This window comes from Methylocystis sp. (genome assembly GCF_051061225.1).
GTDB lineage: Bacteria > Pseudomonadota > Alphaproteobacteria > Rhizobiales > Beijerinckiaceae > Methylocystis.
In genome coordinates, this window is sequence record NZ_JBPFEB010000098.1 from 1 (window position 1) to 21,019 (window position 21,019).

At 58.6% G+C, this 21,019-nt stretch carries 21 protein-coding genes and 1 pseudogene; 7 read left to right on the forward strand and 15 right to left on the reverse strand.

What is annotated here, in order from left to right; translation table 11 throughout:
* On the forward strand, nt 1-655 hold a 655-nt coding region (locus ACR652_RS17890; RefSeq protein ID WP_434507837.1), incomplete at its 5' end, for an IS701 family transposase.
* A 429-nt stretch (nt 656-1,084) separates the two neighbouring features.
* On the opposite strand, the gene ACR652_RS17895 is transcribed toward ACR652_RS17890, so the two are convergent.
* Together ACR652_RS17895 and ACR652_RS17900 are read right to left on the reverse strand one after the other, a co-directional pair.
* Nucleotides 1,085-1,684: a MotA/TolQ/ExbB proton channel family protein gene (locus ACR652_RS17895; RefSeq protein ID WP_434507838.1), complete on the reverse strand. Its 600-nt coding sequence runs from the start codon at nt 1,682-1,684 to the stop codon at nt 1,085-1,087.
* A 21-nt stretch (nt 1,685-1,705) separates the two neighbouring features.
* On the reverse strand, nt 1,706-2,452 hold the full coding sequence (locus tag ACR652_RS17900) for an energy transducer TonB (RefSeq protein WP_434507839.1): 747 nt from the start codon (nt 2,450-2,452) through the stop codon (nt 1,706-1,708).
* Nucleotides 2,453-2,707: 255 nt separating this feature from the next.
* Between ACR652_RS17900 and ACR652_RS17905 the strand changes: the two genes are divergently transcribed.
* Together ACR652_RS17905 and ACR652_RS17910 are read left to right on the forward strand one after the other, a co-directional pair.
* A complete protein-coding gene (locus tag ACR652_RS17905; protein ID WP_434507840.1) occupies nt 2,708-3,124 on the forward strand; it encodes a hypothetical protein in 417 nt (138 codons plus the stop codon).
* Between the two features lie 376 nt (nt 3,125-3,500).
* Nucleotides 3,501-3,644 (forward strand): hypothetical protein, encoded by a 144-nt coding sequence (locus tag ACR652_RS17910; protein WP_434507841.1) that lies wholly within the window; start codon nt 3,501-3,503, stop codon nt 3,642-3,644.
* Nucleotides 3,645-3,695: 51 nt separating this feature from the next.
* Here ACR652_RS17910 and ACR652_RS17915 read toward each other — a convergent pair whose 3' ends face one another.
* Together ACR652_RS17915 and ACR652_RS17920 are read right to left on the reverse strand one after the other, a co-directional pair.
* On the reverse strand, nt 3,696-4,139 hold the full coding sequence (locus tag ACR652_RS17915; protein WP_434507842.1) for a four-helix bundle copper-binding protein: 444 nt from the start codon (nt 4,137-4,139) through the stop codon (nt 3,696-3,698).
* 20 nt (nt 4,140-4,159) lie between these two features.
* A complete protein-coding gene (locus tag ACR652_RS17920; RefSeq protein WP_434507843.1) occupies nt 4,160-4,801 on the reverse strand; it encodes a TetR family transcriptional regulator in 642 nt (213 codons plus the stop codon).
* A 774-nt stretch (nt 4,802-5,575) separates the two neighbouring features.
* Between ACR652_RS17920 and ACR652_RS17925 the strand changes: the two are divergent.
* Nucleotides 5,576-6,145, forward strand: a pseudogene (locus tag ACR652_RS17925) (TonB-dependent receptor plug domain-containing protein); the annotation flags it as partial.
* An 895-nt stretch (nt 6,146-7,040) separates the two neighbouring features.
* Nucleotides 7,041-8,069 (forward strand): TonB-dependent receptor domain-containing protein, encoded by a 1,029-nt coding sequence (locus ACR652_RS17930; protein WP_434507857.1) that lies wholly within the window; start codon nt 7,041-7,043, stop codon nt 8,067-8,069.
* A 53-nt stretch (nt 8,070-8,122) separates the two neighbouring features.
* Here the strand turns inward: ACR652_RS17930 and ACR652_RS17935 are convergent, their stop codons facing one another.
* On the reverse strand, nt 8,123-8,533 hold the full coding sequence (locus tag ACR652_RS17935) for an amidohydrolase family protein (protein ID WP_434507844.1): 411 nt from the start codon (nt 8,531-8,533) through the stop codon (nt 8,123-8,125).
* Between the two features lie 425 nt (nt 8,534-8,958).
* On the opposite strand from ACR652_RS17935, the gene ACR652_RS17940 reads away from it, so the two are divergent.
* Complete coding sequence (locus ACR652_RS17940) at nt 8,959-9,648, forward strand: hypothetical protein (protein WP_434507845.1); 690 nt, start codon at nt 8,959-8,961, stop codon at nt 9,646-9,648.
* A gap of 245 nt (nt 9,649-9,893) precedes the next feature.
* Here ACR652_RS17940 and ACR652_RS17945 read toward each other — a convergent pair whose 3' ends face one another.
* The 7 genes from ACR652_RS17945 to amoA all read right to left on the reverse strand — a co-directional run bounded on the left by ACR652_RS17945 (nt 9,894) and on the right by amoA (nt 17,129).
* Nucleotides 9,894-10,895 (reverse strand): NADP-dependent oxidoreductase, encoded by a 1,002-nt coding sequence (locus ACR652_RS17945; RefSeq protein WP_434507846.1) that lies wholly within the window; start codon nt 10,893-10,895, stop codon nt 9,894-9,896.
* Nucleotides 10,892-11,791, reverse strand: coding sequence for an alpha/beta fold hydrolase (locus tag ACR652_RS17950; protein WP_434507847.1), 900 nt, complete (start codon nt 11,789-11,791; stop codon nt 10,892-10,894). Before ACR652_RS17950 ends, ACR652_RS17945 begins: the two co-directional genes overlap by 4 nt.
* Before the next feature lie 252 nt (nt 11,792-12,043).
* Nucleotides 12,044-13,609: an MFS transporter gene (locus tag ACR652_RS17955; protein WP_434507848.1), complete on the reverse strand. Its 1,566-nt coding sequence runs from the start codon at nt 13,607-13,609 to the stop codon at nt 12,044-12,046.
* Between the two features lie 169 nt (nt 13,610-13,778).
* Entirely contained in the window at nt 13,779-14,165 is a 387-nt protein-coding gene (locus ACR652_RS17960) for a tautomerase family protein (RefSeq protein ID WP_434507849.1), read from the reverse strand.
* A gap of 115 nt (nt 14,166-14,280) precedes the next feature.
* A complete protein-coding gene (gene amoC, locus ACR652_RS17965; protein WP_434507850.1) occupies nt 14,281-15,057 on the reverse strand; it encodes a bacterial ammonia monooxygenase, subunit AmoC in 777 nt (258 codons plus the stop codon).
* Between the two features lie 70 nt (nt 15,058-15,127).
* Nucleotides 15,128-16,363, reverse strand: a complete 1,236-nt coding sequence (gene amoB, locus ACR652_RS17970; protein ID WP_434507851.1) for a bacterial ammonia monooxygenase, subunit AmoB — start codon at nt 16,361-16,363, stop codon at nt 15,128-15,130.
* Nucleotides 16,364-16,376: 13 nt separating this feature from the next.
* Complete coding sequence (gene amoA, locus ACR652_RS17975; RefSeq protein ID WP_434507852.1) at nt 16,377-17,129, reverse strand: bacterial ammonia monooxygenase, subunit AmoA; 753 nt, start codon at nt 17,127-17,129, stop codon at nt 16,377-16,379.
* A 233-nt stretch (nt 17,130-17,362) separates the two neighbouring features.
* Between amoA and ACR652_RS17980 the strand changes: the two genes are divergently transcribed.
* Nucleotides 17,363-18,283 carry a LysR family transcriptional regulator gene (locus ACR652_RS17980; protein ID WP_434507853.1) on the forward strand — a complete coding sequence of 307 codons (921 nt, stop codon included), beginning with the start codon at nt 17,363-17,365 and terminating at the stop codon, nt 18,281-18,283.
* On the opposite strand, the gene ACR652_RS17985 is transcribed toward ACR652_RS17980, so the two are convergent.
* The 3 genes from ACR652_RS17985 to ACR652_RS17995 all read right to left on the reverse strand — a co-directional run.
* Nucleotides 18,249-19,349, reverse strand: a complete 1,101-nt coding sequence (locus tag ACR652_RS17985; protein ID WP_434507854.1) for an L-dopachrome tautomerase-related protein — start codon at nt 19,347-19,349, stop codon at nt 18,249-18,251. The genes ACR652_RS17980 and ACR652_RS17985 overlap by 35 nt on opposite strands.
* 360 nt (nt 19,350-19,709) lie before the next feature.
* Complete coding sequence (locus ACR652_RS17990) at nt 19,710-20,690, reverse strand: alpha/beta fold hydrolase (RefSeq protein WP_434507855.1); 981 nt, start codon at nt 20,688-20,690, stop codon at nt 19,710-19,712.
* 55 nt (nt 20,691-20,745) lie between these two features.
* Nucleotides 20,746-21,019: hypothetical protein (locus tag ACR652_RS17995; protein WP_434507856.1), on the reverse strand; the 274-nt coding region annotated here is incomplete at its 5' end.

The following is a 21,019-nucleotide window of genomic DNA, read 5'->3' on the forward strand; positions in this document are numbered from 1 at the left end:
GATCAAGGCGAATGTCCCATTCTCCTTTGTCGTCGCCGACACGGTCTACGGCGTCGGCGATATCGAAATGGCGCTGCGACGCGCAGGCAAAGGCTATGTGCTCGGCGTGAAATCCAACGAGCCTTTCCATTCCTGGGGCAAGGCGAAGTTCATTTCGGGCACAGCCAAAGAAATCGCGGACAGCTTGGCGGCCTCCGCTTGGCGGCGGCTCTCGGCGGGCGCGGGGGCGAAGGGCGAGCGCCTGCACGACTGGGCCTATCTCGAACTCGCCGATCTTGATGCGGGCGATTACAGCGATACGCTTCCGGGCGGCTCCTGGACGCGCGGACTTCTAATCCGCCGTAAAATAGCCGACGGCGATCTTGCCTTTTTTACGACGTGGGCGCCGAGCGGGACCTCGATCGAAACGCTGGCGAAAATCGAAGGGCGTCGTTGGGCGATCGAGGATAGCGTCGAAACCGCGAAGAACGAACTCGGCCTCGATCACAACGAGACCCGTTCTTGGCATGGATGGCGTCGTCATGTTTCGCTCGTCATGCTGGCCTTCGCCATGATGGCCGCGATCCGAGTTCACGCCAACACCGTTACGACGCCCCCAAAAACGATGCGCAGCACAAAGAGAGTCGCGCCCCGTTCGTCCTCGAAGATTCACTGATCCATTGGTCGATGCAGGAAATCCGCCGCCTCGCGACACGCTTGGCGAGAAAACGCATCCGGCCCGAGTTCGTTATTGCTTGGTCGCTCTGGAGGCGAGCGCACCAAGCCCAAGCAAAGCGCGCCCACATTAAAATGCAACTGTAATGCTAGGCTGCGACAACGAAACTCAGCGCTTGGAGCGCATTCCGAACTCTGTGTTGCTGTTCACCACATTGGCGAGAAAGGCTGTCCCTTTCCCTCTGCATGGCAGCCAAACGGTCTCTGAGCTCGGAAATGTATTTATGCATTATTCCCGTCGCCGTGCGGACGGATTTGGGCGGCGCACGATCGGGCTCGGCGGTAACACCTGTTTTCAGTGCTAGCGTTCACCTACCTCCGACTAACCCGGAGGACGGTAGCCTTAGCAAAGGGTGACGGCACTTTCGCATTATCCGGCCGGTAACGCCGCCTTCATGACGTCTCTGATTTCGTCATTGAGCCGGGAGATCGCCGCGCCGAAACGATTATAGCCAATTGCGGCAGGGATGGCGGCGGCAAGCCCGTAAGAGGTCGCCGCAAGGGCTTCGGCGATTCCGGGAGCAACGACCGCCAGGCTGGTTTCCTGGGTGGCGGCAATGCCCGCGAAGCTCGACATGATTCCCCAGACGGTTCCAAAGAGGCCGACGAACGGACAAACCGACGACACGATGGCGAGATTGGGGAGATCGCCTCTCGCGTCGATCATGAATTCCTGCATCGCCTGGTTGACGTGCTGCTCGATCCGCCGCCGTCGCGCCTTGGGCATTTCGTAGGGGAGATGCAGACTCTGGGCGTCCCTCGCCGCCTCGACGATTGGCCAAAGAACGCCCACCGGACCGCCTTCTCGCGCGGATTTGACCGATGTTGCAATGCGCCTCGCGACGATGACAGCGTCGATTATCAAAACCCAGGTCCAGACCGATGCGGCGAGCAGAATGGCCATGACAAGCTTGCTGGTCGGACCGGCATTGAGGAAGAGCCCAAGCGGCGACATAGACGGAATATCCATCAGAATCTCCCCAGGTTAGATTTAATCGAAATAGATGCTTTGGCTGACGAATGCCGAGCCGCATGTGCCGGGGCCGCGCGCCACAGATACGATGCGCCGCGCCAATGCGGCGTGGGCCGGCATCGTGCCGGAAGCCGATACGACCGCAAGCCCGCCCCCGGGGTTGATGCGGAACGTGATGAAGGCCGTGCCGGGCCCGAGGCTGGTCGAGCCGGGCGTGTGGCTTCGAAGAGCGGCCGCTACAAGAGCAAGACAGCTTGCCTGAGACGCGCCCGCGCCTGCGCCTCCCCGCCCTCCCGGCGCCCCGTAGTGGCGCGCCGCCTGCGCCGCGCGGCGCTCGGCGCCATATTGGGCATCCCGCCGCTCCTGGCTCTTTTTCTCGCTTTTGGGCCGCGGCTTTTCTGCTGTCTTCGTCTCCTTTTTCGGCGGCAATTTCGGGGCCTCTGGCGCCAACCTGGCCGGCGCCGCCGTGATCTCAGGCTCTTCCATTTTCGCCGTTTCGGGCTCGGACTGGTCTGGGGGAAGGTCGGCTTCGCTGATCGCCTGCGCTTCGAAATAATCGCCCTCCGGCACGAGCTCCGCATCGATTGCGCCGAGCGGAACGAGGACCGGTTGAGCGATGCGAACGAAGGCGGCGAAGACCAAAACATGGGTCGCAATGACGAAAGCCGCCGCCGATGGGTAGGTCTTATCGGGCCTCAGGGGCGGACGACCGCGCAGATCATCGGGCCTCGCAAGGCTCGCGAGTGCAAGTTTCAAAATGGCCATGTCCATGGACTCTTGCTCAGTTTGTCATAGAAATTCCGCCAGCGCCCGCCCCCAATGGGGGATGGCGCGCCTGCGTGAATGGCGACAAGAAGCAATCAGGCCGAGGGAGGCGCTCGTGGAGCCTGTGGGACCCACTCCCGCTCAGGCTCGAAATTCAACAGTAACGCCGAAGCAGCGCGTGTTTCAGCGTCTTCGGCGCTGAACCGAATGATGGTCTGTTCACACCCGCCGAGAGCAAAATCGCAGGAGGCGCAGTTGAACGTGCAGCAGTCGTTTTCGTGCTTATGTCGAAAAGGGCTCGGATCTGTATCGCCAACGCCCACGACCGCCGGCGCGCCGCAAGGCAACGCTGTTCGATCGCTCGAATGGGAAGAAGCGGCCGCGGGGGCAAGACTCATCGCGGCGAGCACGATGACGACCTGTATCGCCGTCATGAGCCGCAGAGCGACCGCCAACCGTTGGAAGATGCGCCTTATATCCTGCATGATACTCGACAATCTGATTGTCGAAGGCCAATCGACCGTCTCTTGCAGTCAAGCGCCTTGCCGCGAGACGGGGGCCTTTGCAGCAATTGGTCGCAGCTGGGTCCGCGTTCGGTTTTCCCGTTTGAAAAAGAGCATTTTGGCCTTCGCGGCCCTTTGCTGCAGCGGCGAGCTGCGCCCATTGGATTGACGCAAAGCTCCGCTTCAGTATATTTCTTGACGCTTATTGGCGTCTCGCGCACGCGCGGCTTTCGCCGCGGGCCCATCGAATGCCGCGCTGTCACGGAATTGCCGCGCTTCGTTGGCCGCGCGGAAACGCCAAGCGTTTCAAGTCGCCTGAAGACCTGTTGAGCCCTCACTGGCTCGCAAGCGGGCTCACTGTCGTCCTTACCCCCCGACCTTGAGGCAGCCTCCCGCTCCGTCAAATGACCAAACTTGACGCCGCGCGCTCGAATTGGCGGGAACTTCCCGCTCGGGCTTGCTCGAGAAGCTTTTCACCAGCTGCGCGAGCAAAGCGATATAAGATCCGGAGCAGGCATAAAAACCAGAAGTTAAACGGAGCCACGATGGCCGTCGCCGCCGTTTCGATCGCTCTCGCCGGCGGGGCGCCGACCTTGGCCAAGGCGACGGAGACCGCCACGGCGCAGGGTTGGCTGTACATCCAGACCGAAACGGCCTGCCAGGATGCCGGCGGCAAGGTTCTCGACTGAACCGGAGATCGTCGCCGGTTTAAAGCCGGCGACGGTCGGAGCAAGCGCCTGTCAAGCAGCGATTTTGTGACATTCCTCGGCGCAGGTCTTACATGCTGCGCCCATCGTCACGCATTCGGCCACATCCGGGAACTTGTCGCATTCCTTCTTACAGGCCTCGCAAACCTCTGCAACGACCTTGGCAAGCGCCGGCGCATAAAGCGAATTGGTCGCCGCGAGAGCGTCCAGCGCGCCGCATGCGGCGATGACCTCGTAAGTCGCTTGTGTGCAAGCCGCCATACTTGCATCGCCCATGGAGAGCATGCCGAAGCAATGACGCAAACAATTATTCCCTGCCTCCACACACTTGGCGCTGGCCTCGGAGACGCCCTTGTATTTCGGCGGGTGGTGATGAGCAGGCGCGGCGCCTTTCTTCGCTTCTTCAGCGACAGCGGCGGATGACGCGGCCAACGCAGCGACCGCGCCCATGGCGGTCATAAACTCACGACGTTCCATTCTAGCCTCCTTTACCGAGCCTACGCGGTTTCCATAGAATCAGCCAAAATCTCCCGCTTGCCGTAGCTTTTAGCAAGCTCTGTGCCTATTAGGGAGGAAATCCGACATCTGAACGACGACGACCCAGGCTCGGGGAGACCAATCAAATCAGCCCATGCTCCTGCGCCATTGCTTTCAAATCTATCTTCTCGCCGCCCCTGCGTTTGGGCTCGAGCAGCAACCTGGATCCCCAGGCCACGAAGTCGATCGATGAAAGCCAGAATTGCAGGGTCTTGGTCGTCTCTGTTGAAAATTCCGGCAATCTGGCGGGTTAGCGCACTCGCGTGATCACCAAGCACCTTGCGTAACGCATTTTCTTCCCCCGCTTCTACAACAGCCCCAAGAAAAAACCGCATGCGGGTCGGGTCGAACATGAGCGCCTCGAGGAACTTGAGCGCCTCATCGACGCCGCGGGGGGAAGCGATCGGCCCGGGCTGATGCGACGCCTCTAGCACGGCCGTGAGCAAATCAGCTTTGCGAGGGAAATAGTAAGTCAGAAGCGATTGTGTGACGCCCGCCGCCTTGGCGACTCGGGGCTGAGTCAACGCCTTGATTCCATTCTTGGCGGCGATCTGGGCGGCGGCGGCCAAGATGCGCTCGCGCGTGCTGATTTCTTTGGTCACCGATCTGCGCTCTCGCAAATAACTCCCTGCCGCGCCCCTGCCATAGCAAAGATATCCAGGGCTCGCCACAGCACCTGGCCGCTTCGACAGTGACATGCTTGCCACAGCCGTCAGAATTCGAAGAAGGGCAAGCTTTTGGTCATTGCACGCTCCTGACTGGTAACATACCAATAATGCGAATGCCACGGTGGGCAATCCGCTTCGAGGGCGGTTGCAAAAAGATGTCGGACGCCCGGACTCGCAGTCTTTCCTTGATCCGCAAGATTACCGCGGGCGCCGTGCTGTCCCTCTTTATCTTACGCGGGTTGAGCGTCCTCTGGCTGGCCGCCCATTTGGCGGCCAGCGTCGAGGTGGGCGATCTAGCTTTTTCAGCAACGGACCGACTTCATTGCGAAGCCCCCCAAGATCAGGCCTCTCCGCCAAAGCAAGACAAATACCATTCGGGATGCTGCGCTCTATGTGCATCGTTGGCGAGAGACGCCTTCGCGCTAAGCCTTGTGATCCTATCCGACGCGACCCTTTCCTCGCCGCGCGAGAGCCCCTCCTTCCCAACAGTCTTTTCTGTCAAATCAAAACTTGCGAGGCCGCCGGGATGGATGGCCACCTGGTCGGCGACTTCGCCGCCACACACAGCGCTCTAAGCTGATCACATCGGCGCCCGCTGGAGCGCTGTCGAACCAACAACCAACAAGTTGTTTGTGAGTCTTGCCACTGCGCTCTGCTTATTGCGCGGCTCATGGAAGCGCTCGCCCCTCTCCCGATTGGATTCCCACAATGCGGCCAAAGCACCTCGCCCTCGGCGTCTCCCTCCTCGCCATTACCCTTGTTGCGGCCTCCTATGCAGAGGCTCAACAACATCTTCCGACTATTGAAATTGGAAAGCAGAAACAGCGCGGCGGTCGCTCTGCGCGTCCAGCGTCGGCCCCAGCCCCGATTGGCCCTGCTTCCATCGCCGATTCAGGCTCCGCGCCAGACGGCGAGCAGGGCTCCGGTCCCGGCGACCCGGCGACCTTTACCAGAGGCGGCGGCTCTCTCGTCGCGCCTTCCATTCCAGCCTTGCGAGCGGAATTGAAGCGGAACGTCGGCTCGGTCGCCTTTGTCGACGCCAATACGCCTGAACAGCAGACGCGCTATGTCGCTGACCTCCGAGACGCCTTGAAGGACGTGCCGGGCGTCTTCGCAGAATCGCGCTACGGGCAGGAGCTTCGTCTTTCCCTGCGGGGCTCGAATCTCACCCGCGATTATCACATTCGAGGCGTCGAGCTTCTGCAAGACGGGATCCCGATGACCTTCGCCGATGGTGGGGGCGACGCCTATTCCATAGACCCGCATTACTACCGCGCTATTGAGATTTACAAGGGCGGTAACGGACTTGCTTATGGAGCTTCGACTCTGGGCGGCGCCATCAACTTTATTTCGCCAACCGCTTATACTCCGATTTCTCCAAATTACCTCAACGTCGAGGGCGGCAGTTTCGAAACGCTCCGAGGCCAAGCGCAAGCATCTCGGATTATCGGCGACTTTGATATCCTGTTGAACGGATCCTACAGCCATTCGCTCGGCTATCGCGGCCATGAGCAATCAAACTACCTGATGCTCAACGGCAACGCCGGTTATCGCATTTCAAAAAACATCGAGACACGCTTTTATTTTGGCATGTACGACACCGGACAGCAGATTCCGGGAACCTTGTATCTCGATCAGGTCATTTCCGCGCCCTGGACGAGCACGCCGCCCTTCATCACGAGTAACTACAACGGCGGGTTCTCCGGAAATCAGGGCCGATATCAGCAGAACTACCGTATTGCCAATAAAACCTCGATCGCTCTTGGGTTCGGTCAGCTTGATGTCAACAGCTGGTATGTCGGCCAATATCTCTATCATCCGATTTTTGTCGTACTCCAGCAAAACACGGACAACTGGGGCGTAACGCCAAGATTCACATCTAGTCATGATCTCCTGGGCCATAAAAATGAGGTTATCGCCGGCGCCCGCTTTTGGAGCGAGAGCGGAACGGACAAGTGGTGGACCAATTTCAACGGCCTGATGGTCAACCCGTTTGGACCCGAGGGCACGCCGAATGCCGCTACCGGGTATTTCGATCCGTTTAGCCGTGGATTCCCGCCTTTTTCTTGGAACGCTTTGGGGCAACTCGGCGTTGTGAACACTTGCACATTTAGCCTGCAAATCTTCAACTTCAGTTGTCCGGGCTTTTGTCAACATCGGCAAAAACCCTCAACTGCGAAACAATGTTTTCGGCGCGTTCAACGCCGAAGCTTATTTCGAAGACCGGTTTCACCTGGCGCCCGAGCTGACAGCGATGACCGGTCTAAAATATCTCAGCGACCGCAGAAGCTCCGCTGCCCTTGGCGGCATTGCATTCGAGCCTATTCCGGGTAACGCTGCCAAAACTTATCATGGGTTGATGCCGAAGTTCGGTCTGATGTTCCAGCCATTTTCCAATGTCCAGTTCTTCGCAGATGGGACAATGTCGCGAGATGTGCCCGACCTTATCGATCTAACCCAGTCGATCTTCCCGCCGCGGCCGCCGTGGATCGCAAATCCCGATGGGACGTATGGCTACCAGATGAACCCTCTCAAGGCTCAAAAGGCCTGGACGGGAGAAGTTGGCTCACGGGGGAAATGGGACCGGTTTTCTTGGGACGTCACTTACTACTATGCACGGATCTGGGACGAGTTGCTGAAATTCAACGTCAATCCGGGCACCGGCATTTTTTCGACAACCTTCAACGCACCCAATACGGTTCACCAAGGCGTTGAGCTTGGTGGCGGCATTGAGCTACTGCGTAACCTACGCGGCCCCGACGCGGGCGACGTCCTCAAAGTATCTCAGATCTGGAACCTAAATCTGTTCGCCTTCCAAGGCGACAACATCTATGGCAACAACTGGCTTCCTGTAATCCCCCGCAACGTTCTCCGAACGATCGTGAGTTATACGACTGCCGACGGATTTTATCTCGCCCCCCAGGTCGATTGGGTGCCCACCGGCGCCTACGTCGATTATGCGAACACGCTGAGGGCTCCGGGATATGCGCTCGTCGGTTTGCAGGCAGGGTTGAAAATGCCGAATGGACTTGAGTGGTATGTCGATGTGCGAAATCTCAACAACGCGCATTATGTGAGCGACGTCATCAGCGTGGCCAATGCCCAAAGACCCGTCGACAACGCCTTCCAGGCAGGAAATCCACAAGCGTTTTATCCTGGCAATGGCGCGTCCATATATTCAGGCGTGAAATATCGCTTCTGAGACATGCAATGGGCCGGCCCGTCGTCAACCCAAATGACGACGGGCCGTCTGGTTCAAGGACGTTTGCTAAAATTATTCACTACGAACACGCCACCCGAAACGACCAGGTCGGGATATTCGAGGATTTTCAGGTTTTCTTCAGGATCTCCGCTCACGGCGATAATATCCGCCGGCGCACCTGCCGTCAGATTGCCGAGCGGCGCCATACCTAGCTCCTTGCCAGCTTCAGAAGTAGCGGCTCTCAGAACCTCTTCGACCGACATGCCCGTAACATGCTGAATGAGCTGCAGCTCCTGTGCGTCTATGCCCCAAGGGATATCGACATGCGCGATTTCGGCGCCATACAGGAACTTGGCGCCCGCCTGCGCGAGCTTTCGGGCATTTGTCAGGACAGCTCCACAGCGAGACATCGTGTCGAGCGTCGTGACGATCTTAAGTTGTCGCCGCCCCGCCTGTTCGATCAAGACGTCGTCTAGCTCAGAACATGGCACGTGCGCCCATAGCAATGGGCGGCGACCGGCGCGCAGGTTAAGAAAGGCAAGAAGGCCGCTTATGTGATTCTGTCAACAGTCTGCAGCCGCGCTTGAAGGGGGTCGTGACCAACGACCATTTCTCGGCTGATCGAAGCCTGGGCGTCGATACTGCGTCAGAATCTGAGCTAGGCCTTCAAGGGCCTGAACGCGTGCATCCGTCCGAAGAGAATCGTGAAGACGGCCCTACCCTATGCAAGGGACCGGCCGTCAACGCTCACTCGGAATTGGGCTGCAGACCGAGTAAAGCGGTCATTTAGCGGCAGGCTCCTTGGTCTCCCTGACTCGCTCCACGCGCCGACCCGGCGTCATTCCAAATCTGGCTTAGTTGTCTATTTATTGATCAGGAGGAGCAGGAGATGCATGAGAATCAGGGCGCGACCGTGAGCCTCAGCCGCGAGACTGCGAGCTTATTTCTCGATCCGTTCTCTCGGCCCGAAGACGGGCCCACCGCCGATAAGAACAAAAACACGGTTTGCGTCGCGATCAGAGCAGCCTTACGTGTGCCGCAGCAGGCCTGTCTAGAAAGCGTGAAGGAGGAGGCTCGGGTTAGCCTAGCGCAATCGACGGAAATGCTCGCCCAGGCGCAGCGTACACTAGCTGACGCCCTGGACCACGGTACTAAAGTTGACCAGCACACTGCGTCAACGGTAGTCAGCGCTAGGGAAACCAGGGTTCGAGGTTCGCAGGCGGCTTATGAAGCCGCAGTGGGAGAGGTGCTGGACGCAGCGGCTCAAGGCGCCGAGGGAGAGCGGCGCATCGCCTATGCGAAGTCTCAGAAGGCCCATGACGAAGCGCTTGCGGCGCTTCAGGGCTACGAGCCGCTAGCCCAGGAAATCTCAAAACTTTTCAGGATCCTTTCCTTTCACGCCGATCTCGCGATGGCGGATGTCGAAGCAGCAGATGCGGCAAGGATAAGCCCTCATGTGGCGAACGCAGCAGATCATCTCGAAAAGCTTATTCAAGAGCAGAAACTCGGTCACGCCGACACGGTAACGAAACATGCACTTGCCGCCTTGCACGAGCTGGCAGCGCATGTTCGGGGCTAAGGTTATGAACGTTGGGCTCGGGGGCTAGAGTGGTCTAATCAGTGTCTTCTTGCTTCAAAACCGGTCCAGGGCTTCCAGCGTGAATCGGCGCGCAGGTGTGACCTGGTCTCAGCAAACGGATTCACCAGTTTATCGCGCCGATCGGCGTCGAGACCCCGCGCCTAATCACACCGAAAGGCGGCGATCGACATAGCTTGCAGATACGCGCAACGCCAACCTTTTGCTTCGAGCGCCATCCATGGTTTCTACCGTACCTCGATGACGACCTTGCCGTTCGCGCGGCCAGTCTCGACATAGGGTAGGGCGTCTCCGGTCTTCACAAACGGGAACACCTTATCGACGACGGGGCGGATCACGCCCGCTTCGATCAACGAGGTGATTTGACCCAATTGCTGCCCCTCGGCCCGCATGAACAGGAACGAGTAACCAACGCCGAGCCTCTTGGCCTTCTTGCGGACTCCGCGGCTCAGAAAGGGCAATATCAGCCTCAGAAACAGGTTCAAGCCCAGCGCCTTGGCAAAAGCGGGATCGGGCGGGCCGGAAATGGAAATCAGCTGGCCGCCGGGCTTGAGCACGTGCAGCGACTTCTCGAGCGTCTCCAGATCCTGACTGTTCAGCACGAGATCATAGCCCGATAGAAGCTTCTCGAAATCCTGTGTCTTGTAGTCGATGACCACATCGGCCCCGAGACTTTTGACAAGCTCGATATTCTTCGCGCTCGTCGTCGTCGCGACTGTCGCGCCGAGATACTTGGCGAGCTGGATGGCGAACGTCCCGACACCGCCGGAGCCGGCTTGAATGAAGAGCTTTTGGCCGCGCTTCACTTTGCCCACCTCGACCAACGCCTGCCAGGCGGTCAGCCCGACTAGCGGGATGGACGCGGCTTCCGTCATGTTGAGATTCTTGGGCTTCAGCGCCACGTCGGCTTCATCGATCGCGATGAATTCGGCGAATGTGCCGATGCGATGATCGCGCGGCCGGGCATAGACATCATCGCCGACCTTGAACCGCTTGGCCTTCGGGCCGACCCTGGCGACCACCCCGGCGACATCGTGGCCGAGAATGAACGGTGGGCGGTAGGGAAGAATGAGCTTGAACTCTCCATCCCGGATCTTGGAATCAAGAAGATTCACGCCCGCGGCGTGAATTTGGACCAGAATGTCATTCCCCTGCAACTCTGGCTCCGGCATGTAAGCCAGACGAAGAGGGCCCTTTTTCTTGTAATTATCAACTACGATTGCCTTCATGACCTTTCCCCAATCTTAAATTTGCTGCGGCCTAAGGCGTCGAGGAAGGAGAGAACCTTCGGGACAAAATGGGCGTAGTACTGGAAAATTCCGCCGTGCCCGGCGTCGTCGTAGATCACCAGTTGCGAGCCCGGAATACGCTTGGCCATGTCGGTGCTGTTCACTGTCGGAACCATAAGGTCATTGTCGCCATTCGCGATCAAGACCGGGATCCGAATGTTGCCGAGCTCTTGAGGCGCTTGCCGGCCCCAGGCTTTGCTCGCCTTGAGCTGCCGCAAGAAAGCGCCGAGCGTCGACCCCTTGTCCCGGTCCGCCTTGCGTTCCTTCAACCGGTTCAGAAAGGCCCTAGCTGCATGGCGGCCATTGGCCGTGGAGGTGAAAAACAGATAGAACTTGGGATCACGGAATGTCAGCATGCCTTTGATGATCAACGGCCAGGACACTGCCCCTACCTTCTCGATACCCTCGCCACCAGCCGGACCGGTACCGGTCAGGATAAGTTTTCGCACAAGATCCGGCGCCTTCAGAGTGACATCCTGGGCCACAAATCCACCAAGGGAAAAGCCGAACAAGTCGATCTTCTCGAAACCCAGGGCGCCGATCAGCGAGATCATATCCTGCGCCATTTCGTCGACGGTCACCGGCGCTGTTCCGCTGGATCCGCCAATGCCCCGATAGTCGACTGCAATCACGCGATGCTTGCTAGCCAGACCATCGACGATCCGCGGATCGAACTTGTCCAGGACCGCGCCCCAATGGTTGAGGAGAACGAGCGGAACTCCGCTTTGGAGACCGAGATCACGAAATGCGAAAGTCGTTCTTCCAACCCTGATTGATCGATTCGGCGCATCTATGTAGCGCACGCTCGCTCCAAGGCCGTTGATTGAACGGGTCATTGTTAACTCCATGGTCCGGCTCGGATCGAAACTCTCGACATGGAAGGGCATCTGGCCGGGCGGCGTGGCTCCCTTCCTGCACGCCCCGAAATATGCTGCTGGCTATACGCCAAGCCGAATTCCTTGGAGGCCGCTCTTGCAGCTCTCCAAGGTAGTGAACAGTCCGATGCGGATATGAAATCCGCTACATTCTTCATCCGCCATATCTGCGAGCCCGCTCAAGCTCGCTATATGCCCTCGGCGAATTTGCGCCTACTCGCCAGATTCCAGCGATAGTGGTCCAGATTCCTGAAGAGGGGCGGTCTCTCGTGCGCAAACCAGCCAATAAGCCAGCAGGGCGGCTGCTCCAGAAATCAAGGCCGCAGCAATTAGAAGCATCGCAAATCCAGATTCAAAGCTGGCTTGGAATATTTCAGCGAATTGCCCTCGCCTCGCGGGATCAAGTCCGCTCAGCAACGAATCGACGTCCCCCGCCACCAAGCGTGATGCAACGAGGGTTTCGTCGCTCCCAAAGCTTGGGACATCCAGCAGCGTCTCCATCAGTTGGCCGTATCGACGCCGCGCGCCTCCGGCAAGTATTGCGCCAAGCCCCGCAAAGCCAATCACGATGCCGACGAAGCGAAGCGTCGAGCTGATCCCCGACGCCATTCCTCCGCGTTCAGGAGAGATTGCACTCATCAATACCTTGACCGTCTCCCCGTTCAGGAGACCGGCGCCCGTGCCGATGAGCAGCATACCAAGCGCAAATGGCGGGTAAGACATGTGCGCACTCGCCATGGTCGCAGCGACGAGATTGCCGACGGCAACCAAACCCAATCCGCTCGTCAAAAGCATCCGTCCGGAAACGCGGGCGGCCAGCTTTGCGCCTACAGGGGGGATAACGAGAAGAGGGAGCGCATAGGTGAGCATTGCTAAGCCAGTGATGGCAGGTCCGAAGTGAAAGGCGTTCTGAAGATAGAGCGGCAGATAGGTGACCATGACTTGGGCGCTTGCCGCGTATCCGAGCATTGCCGCACTGGCGCCGAGAAACGACTTGTTGCTGAAGAGGTCAAGGTCGATCATAGGCCGCGACTGGCGTCGTTCAACGAAGAAAAAGAGGCAAAATAGACTTAAGCCGCCACCGATTTTCGCGATGGTGGAATCGTTCAGCCAACCATCAGAGTTAGCGTCGATCAATCCCCAGACGATGCAAAGCAAGCCGGAACCAAAGCTCGCCATGCCTGCAATGTCGAGCCCGATGGCGTCAAAATCTCGGGATTCCTCGACGTCCCGCGCCGCTATTGCAAGCAAAACCATACCCGTCGGTATATTGACCAGAAACGCCCAACGCCAACTAAGGTAGGAAGTCGCCAACCCGCCAACGATCGGTCCGGCCGTTACGGCGACTCCTAAGACCGCTCCCCAGAAGCCGAATGCGCGCACGCGTTCTGTTCCACGGAATTCGTGCCCCAGCACCGCGAGCGCAGCGCTTAATTGAATTGCGGCTCCGACGCCTTGGAACGCCCGCGCCCAATTGAGCAGCCAAGCGGTCTGCGCCAACCCGCAAGCCAAGGAGGCGACTGTGAAGAATAAGAGACCGGTCATCAAGAGGCGCCTGCGCCCATAACGGTCAGCAAGGGATCCTGCCGGCATAAGTCCTACAGCGAAGGTGAGGACGTACGCACTTACGACCCATTCTACGCTAGCGAACGCGGCATTGAGATCTCTGGCTATCGTCGGAAGCGCAACGGCGACGATGTTGGAGTCCAGCACAATCATAAACGATACGCCCGACGCACACAGTAGCACTCTCGAGCGGCGCTCTGCAATCCAGTTCATGATTTCGCCTCGCATCCTCTGAAAACCGCCTTCCATGGGCAACGAATCCAGAACTTGCCATGTAGCGCTCGGTCGTTGAATTCGGTCATCGCTCCGCACACACCCTCACTGACCGCTCGGCATGACGCTCGTCGAATTGCGTTTGATCCGACATTTCCCATTCCAAGTGTCACTTATCCGCGTATTGCGCTTCACCGTTTCCAAACGACCAGTTCTCCTTGGGGACCTCCACGAGATTTATGAAAACATCCTCGCTGCGAAGTCCCACGCGGAAATGAAGTTCTTTCGCCACCGCTTGATAAAAGAATTTCTTCTGCTCGACCGATCGACCCGCGTTGAGGGTGATCTGGATGAACACGCAGTCCTGCGTGCGCTTAATTCCGAGGTAATTCTCGTCGGCAATCAGCGAGTGCTGGGGATGTTCGGCGATCACCTGAAATCGGTCATCCTTGGGAACCTTTAAGACGTCTATCATCGCCTGATAGACGACGTCGCCGATCCCGCGACAATATTCGACAGGCTTGCCTTCCATGAGATCGATGCGCACGAGAGGCATTTGATCCCTCCTCATTTGTATCTGATAAGGAGCGCGCTTTAGCGCGCGGTTGCTTTATGCGGAACGAGCGCCTCGGGGGTTCATCGGAGCGCTCGCCTCGAGTAGGGCGACCTTCTCAGGCCACGTCCTCGATCTCATCCAGCAGTTGGATCAGACGCATCACCTGCTGTAGCAAGATGCCGCCGACGCCATGGGCAAACCATACGCCTGTGACGAAGCCCCAGTGGATCGGCACGGCGAAGAACTCTTCACGGAACCAGAAGGTGTGTCCCCATTCGTTGAAGCCGACGCTGACGAAGATCATGAAAGGACCGACGACAGCCAGGGTCAACGGGACAGAAATGCCCTTGGCGTAAAGCGGCAAGCGCGTCTTCGCATAGAGCCACGCGGAGCCGCCCATCAGGATGTAGAAGGGAAAGTTGAAATAGAATTCGATGATGTGATTGGCGGTGAACGGCGTATCACGGATCGAAACCTGATGCCACGAATTGTCCTGTTCGGCAAAATAGCTGCCGGCCCAATAGACGGCGAATGTGTAGATGCTAATCCACATCGTCAGCGTGAAATAACGTGTGATTTCCTCCTTTGGAGTAATCTGATCGAGGTTTTGGTCGCGTGTGAACCAAAGATAGCCCCACAGCGCCGGAAACACGATCGCGAGAAATGCGCCCTCGAGGTAGAGGAGCCGCATCCAATGCGTGTCGAACATTGGATCGGAAGAGTCGAGACCGGTCGAAATAGCGTAAGCGCCCTGATACATTCTGAAACCGACGTAAATGACGGTCATCACGGCGAAGGTCAGGAGATATTTCGGCAGGTCCCTCAGATACCACGGGAGATTGAATAGCGTCCGCGGTTCAGATCGGAAGATTGTTTGCGTTGTGGTGCTCATGGCCGTTCCCTTACTGGCTCGAATTGGTTTCGGACGCGCGACGGTCTTTGCCCCGCCGCGCGAGAGCGTGTCAGTCAAATTTCGGTATGACCGCTGCGGACACGCTGGAGAGGTAGCGCTGGCCGTCGTCGCCATAGAGGAAGAGCAACCCTCCCATGCGCGTATCCGCGTCGCGGATCAGTCCGTCGAGCCTCTCTCGGCTCCATAGCGAATCCGCCGCCGTGATACGGATGGTTCGTGTCTCTCCCGGCGCGATTGGAGCAGAAGGATCGAGTGTAAGCCCCTCGGCGACCGCCAACGCGGCGCCCTCTCCCTGCGGCGGTTGGACAAGTGCCGGGTTGAGGAATCGCACATTCGCGGTCGCGAACTCGCCAACTCGGATCGGATGCTCTGAACCGTTGTGCAGTTGGGTCGTCATGATCATTGCGCGGGCGGGCACGTTGTACTCGGCGCGCTGAATCTTGACCTGCACCTTCCCTGCGTCGACGATCGGCGGCAGAGGATCAATCTGATCCATCGCCGCTTGCAGCGGAATGGCGTTGCGATATTGACGGTCGGTCATGAAGTTCGCGGCGAGCACAATCAGAGGAACGCCGATGAGGATCGCTGCTCCCACGTGGCGGTCCATCGGCGTGATGAGGCTTGCCTCCTGGCCCGCGTGCAGCATTTTGTATCGCGGGATGAAGAGAGGACGTCTGACCCACCAGAGCAGCCATGCGGAACCCAGCGCGATCCAAAAGAAATGCCAAGCGACGCCATTTGCGAGGCCGTAGGTTTCCATGTCGATGAGGCTGCCGTCGAGCGTCTTGACCTGATTGCTAAAGGCCGACGCATCGCCATCGACCTCGAGCCATTGGCCCGGTCCGACAACCGATCCCGCATCATGCAAGTTGAAGAATGGGTGGAGATGGAAGCGCCCGGGCATCCTGGCCTTCAACACCATTTTGAAGTCGTAGTCTCCACCAGGCTTCAAAGCAGCCGAACTGACCGATGGCTGTCCGTTCAGGTAGCGCTCGGTTCGAACCATGACGGGCCCCGGCGCCGAGACGTTCAAATATGTCGCGTCGGGCTTTGCCACGCCTCGCGGCCAGTCTTCTGCAACGTGGAATTTGCCGGTGATGACAACTTCCTCGTTGACGTTGAGTTTTCTTTTGGACCACTCGACGTCGTACCACTGAATTGTCCGCATTCGGATGAAAGGCTCCAGGGCCTTTTCGCCGTGGGCGAGCGCCGCGTCAGGCGCGAGCGAGCCCGCGCATAGTCCAAGGAAAATAGCGCCGAAAAGCGTCTTGCGCTGTCTTTTCATCTTCTACTCTCCCTCAGATTTTCGTGACGTATTTCGTCGTCGCGAACAATTTTCCCAGATACCACCAGAGCGGATACATGAGGGTGCAAAGCAGCGCCGAACAAAACGCCGATAGCGGCGTCGCATATTGGCCGTAGGTCCGCAGCGTTCCGCGCTCGATCAGACGGAGATATTCGGGCGTCCCCGCGCGGATGTATTGAAAGCCGAAGAGGTCGGCCACGGTGAGCTGCGCGCCGCCATACTCCACCGGCACGTGAAACATGCCGAAAATCGGCCAGTTGGTCGGATAGAAAAGCAGGGCGAAAGCCATTCCGCCAAAGATGCTCGTGACGGTCAGGCTGTTGCTCAACATCAGAATCGCGTCGAGAACGAGCGCGCTCGGCAACATGGTGGCCGGCAAGACTTCGTTGATCGGGAAGAAATTCCACATGTGATAGGCAAAGAACCGCGTTATCCACGTGCCGATCAGCAGGCAGGAAATGCAAAGCGTCGCGCCGAGCGGAAGCCTGAAGTTGGGCCATAGGACGGCCTGCACGGCCGCGGGGAAGGTTATCATCATCAGGGGCGTGATCAGCGGCCACCATTGCCGGTCCTTCCAATCCACCCAGAAGTCCCAATCCCCCACCGTCAAAGCGACGTGCAGGTGAAAGGATCCGATGAAAAGGAACAACGCCAGCACCAGGATGAGATAATCATAGGCGCGGGTCAGCCTCGCCTTTTCTCCTGTATATGGCTGTGCTGGAAGGTCTAGGGATTTGCCTGTCATGCGGTCCTCCACGAAGCTTGGCTCTCTGTGCGCTCTTTCCCGACGGGGACTGGAACGGCGATCGGCGATTCGGCGCAACTTTTGGGAGGCTAAGCGGGGCCGGGGGCTGCGTGAAATGGTGAGTTTTGATTGGTGTATGAATAAAAGTCACGTGCGCAAGCGTCGAACGGCGCTAGAGATACAGTGAGGGCTGAACCGTGACGGAGCTGCATAATTTCGATCTCAATCTGCTCGTGGCGTTCGATCTCCTCATGGAAGAGAAAAACGTCTCGCGCGCCGCCGAACGCATGTTCGTCACGCAATCGGCGATGAGCCATACCTTGCAGCGGCTGAGACAGCAGCTGGAAGATCCGCTGCTCGTCAAGACCCCGGCCGGTATGAAACCGACAGATCGCGCACTGTCCCTGGTCAACCCGGTGAAGGCCGTGTTGCGCGACGTCAAGCGGCTGATCCGTGCGCCCGAGGAATTCGATCCTTCGCAGAGCAGGCGGCGGTTCGTGATCGCCGCTACCGATTACATGGACCTGCTGGTGCTCCCGCCGCTCGTCGAGCGCATCGCCTTGGCGGCACCCGGCATCGACCTTCATGTGAAGAGAACCGAGTCGCCCTTTCCCGAAGCGGACCTCGAGCACAACGACATCGATGTCGTGCTGGGCTTCGATGCGGTGCTGAAGCCGCCTGCCTATTTGAGCAAAACGAAACTTTTCGACGACCGCATGGCCTGCGTCGTCGGGAGGCAGCATTCGCTCGGCAAGAGCGGACGGTTGACGCTCGAAGAATACGTCTCGTGCAAGCACATGTTGATCTCACGCACTGGCACACGTGTTGGATTGATCGACGAGTGGCTTGCCGAGAGAGGACTCACGCGGCGCATCGCCTTGATCGTCCCTCACTTCCTCTCAGCCCCCTTCATCGTCGCGAAGACCGACATGATCTTGTCCCTGCCGGAGCGGATCGCCAATGACTTCGTCGACCTGGCCCCGCTGAAGATCCTGCCCATCCCGATCGAATTGCCGGCTTACGACCTCGTCATGGTCTGGCACCCACTTCATGATCCCGACCCCGCCCATCGCTGGTTGCGGGATCAGATCACGGGAATTTGCGGGGAACTCGGGCCGCTCAGCGGCCCGCTAATCCGGCGGCAAAAGCCTTGACCTCAATCAGAAGGTAGGGCGGCTTCGACAGATCCTTTCCACCGTTCAAAACCGCTGAGCGATTCAACTGGTTGACGACCGCATAGAGCTTGCCGTCCGGTCCGAAGCTAAAGGAATCTACCCAGGTGAGTTGATCGCTCTTTGCAATCTGCTGATAGCTGCGATCGGGCTTGATTACGCCGATCGCGTTCTCCGCCAAATCGCCCAGATAGATGTTGTTGTCCTTGTCTATGCTGATGCCGTCGCAGATTGGTTTCGCACTGTACCGCTCGACCCTGGATGCGAGCGCTTTTGCGTCCAACCCATCATTGGCGAGGTCGGCGGCTTTGATGCGATAGAGGCTGAATCCGTGCATGGGCCCAAAATAGACCCACTCATTCTCCAAATCCTCGGTGATCGGGTTGACGCCGATATGCGGTTTGACCAAGCCGTCATTGGCGTCCTTTACCTGGATTGGATGGCCGTCTATGACGAGGTCGACATTCTCCGGAACGACGCTCGGATGACCTTCGAGCACCCGACGCGCCGCGCCGGTTTCGATGTCGACGACGATCAGCGCCGCGTTTTGACCGCCTGCAGGATCCGCGATGAAGATCTTTTTGTGCCGCGCGTCGATCGTAAAGTCGTTGACGAAGGCGTCTTTCGGGGCGATCGGCGGCGGCAGATAAATGACGCGGGACAATCGATTCGTTGTCGAGTCCCATGCGACAAACTTCGGCGTCACGCTACTGCGCATGCCGTTATCGAGCAACCAGACGACGCCATTGTTGCTGCGAAGGCCAAGCACCGAATCCAGCGACACGCCGCTCGGGCGCTCCCTGCCATTCGTCTCCGTGTTCGGAAACGGCGCAGTGCCGCCGTCAGGGCGTAGTTCGACCACCGAAAATTGAGGTTCGTAGAATTGGTGCTGGCTCATGATTATCTGGCCAGTGCTCGTGATCGTCACGTTGCCGGGACCCTGCGTCAGCCGCGCCACAATGGCGAAGCTTTGATCCATTGCCACGCCTGAGCCGCTGGATAGAGCCGGTAGCGCGAGAGCGAGAGCGAGAACAAGGCTTTTCTTCACGGTGGACTCCACGATTCTCCCCTGGCCAGCGAAGATGTACGATCAAGAGTTCCGGACTAAATGACGATTGCTCATACAGGTATTATCGCTCTTGATCGCCTGTATGTCCTTTCACCGGCAGATTCCCGAACCGCGACCGTCTCGATCGAGCCGAAGCCCTCCTCAACGCGCTGGCTGAGCCCGTAGCCGCGTCACGCGCCGGTTGACGGCCGACGATCGGCCGTCGGGGTCATGCGCGACGTGCGGCGTCACCCATCCACAGCAATTCGATTGATGCGGTCTTCGTCGTCATAGCCCTCCTCCGAGGCGCTCGCCTCGGAGAAGTGAGTCCAGACGAATGCGACGCCAACAGGCAAGCCTTCATGACGAAGCCTTTCCAACTAGCGGCGCCTGAAAGGCGAGCAAATGCTCGATGACCGCCTCCGGCCTGTCGAGCGGCAGGAAGTGCCCCCCGGCCTCGACGGTCGCCATTTTTGCCCCGGGCACGATTTGACGATCATGTTCGCGTTCATCGGGTCGCGACCAGTCGCGATCGCCCCAGAGCAGCAGCACGGGAATCTTGATGTTCGAATAGGCCTTGCTCGCCGTTTCCCAGGTTTCGGCGTTGCGGAGCAGATTCAAGAAGGCGCGATAATGGTCTTTGCGGTTGCCGACCAAATACATTTCCTTCAGCAGCTCCGGCGGAATGCGTTCCGGGTCGGCGACGCCGCCGTTGAGGACTGTTTTCATGATGAAGAATTGACGCAGGCGCATCACTGTGTCGCCGAGTATTGGCAGATACGCCAAGGCGACGATAAGGCGCGCGAGAAATGAGCTGCGCGCCATCCCGCGCCCCTTCGCGTAATCGTAGGGATTGATTGCCACTACGCGCGAAACGCGCGGATTGTTGCGCGCCGCGATGATGAGAGAAATTGAGGCCCCGATTGAAACGCCCGCGAACGTCACGTCATGAAGACCCAAAGCTTGCAGAAAGCCCTCGATCGTCTCAACGAAATAGTCCGCGTCGTATTTCGCGGGTGGTATGTCGGAATAGCCATGGCCGGGATAATCGACCGCATACACGGTGAAACTCTTCGCGAGATCGGGGACGACCTTCTCGAAGAGATCAAGTTGCGTCCTCAGCGTGTGTAAAAGAACCAGCGCAGGGCCTTCACCAGTCTTGATGTAGCGAAGGCGGACGCCGTTGGCGCTGACATACTGGATCGGGATGTCCGGCGCCCATGAGAGGTGCTCTGGAGTTGGCGGGACAGGCCGCATCTCCTCAACGAAGAGCGAAAGGAGCACGATTGCTGCAGACACGACGACCAAGCCGGCGGCGCCAAAGATTAGAACATTCAACATGTCTTTCTCCTATCCCCACGACGGGGCTTCTGCTTCTCCCCTGCGCCAAGAAATGCTAGCGCCCATCGAATGCAGGCCCGACGACGACCATTTGCTGGTTCATTTCCTCTTCCGGAGTGGCGTGCGCATGGACGTCCTCTGCTGTCGGTTTGATCCGGAACCACGCGGCGTACAGCGCAGGAAGAAAGAGCAGGATCAGCACCGTGCCGACCGCCGTGCCGCCGATCAGCGTGTAAGCCATCGATCCCCAGAAGACGGAGTGCGTGAGGGGGATAAAGGCCAGCACGGCGGCAAGCGCGGTCAGGATCACTGGCCTCGTGCGTTGCACC

What these genes read in the sequence shown, in the direction of transcription:
- ACR652_RS17955 (WP_434507848.1), bottom strand. Translation starts at nt 13,609, where the DNA reads ATGAACTGGATTGCAGAGCGCCGCTCGAGAGTGCTACTGTGTGCGTCG.
- amoA (WP_434507852.1), bottom strand. Translation starts at nt 17,129, where the DNA reads ATGACAGGCAAATCCCTAGACCTTCCAGCACAGCCATATACAGGAGAA.
- ACR652_RS17910 (WP_434507841.1), top strand. Translation starts at nt 3,501, where the DNA reads ATGGCCGTCGCCGCCGTTTCGATCGCTCTCGCCGGCGGGGCGCCGACC.
- amoB (WP_434507851.1), bottom strand. Translation starts at nt 16,363, where the DNA reads ATGAAAAGACAGCGCAAGACGCTTTTCGGCGCTATTTTCCTTGGACTA.
- ACR652_RS17945 (WP_434507846.1), bottom strand. Translation starts at nt 10,895, where the DNA reads ATGAAGGCAATCGTAGTTGATAATTACAAGAAAAAGGGCCCTCTTCGT.
- amoC (WP_434507850.1), bottom strand. Translation starts at nt 15,057, where the DNA reads ATGAGCACCACAACGCAAACAATCTTCCGATCTGAACCGCGGACGCTA.
- ACR652_RS17950 (WP_434507847.1), bottom strand. Translation starts at nt 11,791, where the DNA reads ATGACCCGTTCAATCAACGGCCTTGGAGCGAGCGTGCGCTACATAGAT.
- ACR652_RS17895 (WP_434507838.1), bottom strand. Translation starts at nt 1,684, where the DNA reads ATGGATATTCCGTCTATGTCGCCGCTTGGGCTCTTCCTCAATGCCGGT.
- ACR652_RS17900 (WP_434507839.1), bottom strand. Translation starts at nt 2,452, where the DNA reads ATGGCCATTTTGAAACTTGCACTCGCGAGCCTTGCGAGGCCCGATGAT.
- ACR652_RS17915 (WP_434507842.1), bottom strand. Translation starts at nt 4,139, where the DNA reads ATGGAACGTCGTGAGTTTATGACCGCCATGGGCGCGGTCGCTGCGTTG.
- ACR652_RS17960 (WP_434507849.1), bottom strand. Translation starts at nt 14,165, where the DNA reads ATGCCTCTCGTGCGCATCGATCTCATGGAAGGCAAGCCTGTCGAATAT.
- ACR652_RS17940 (WP_434507845.1), top strand. Translation starts at nt 8,959, where the DNA reads ATGCATGAGAATCAGGGCGCGACCGTGAGCCTCAGCCGCGAGACTGCG.
- ACR652_RS17990 (WP_434507855.1), bottom strand. Translation starts at nt 20,690, where the DNA reads ATGTTGAATGTTCTAATCTTTGGCGCCGCCGGCTTGGTCGTCGTGTCT.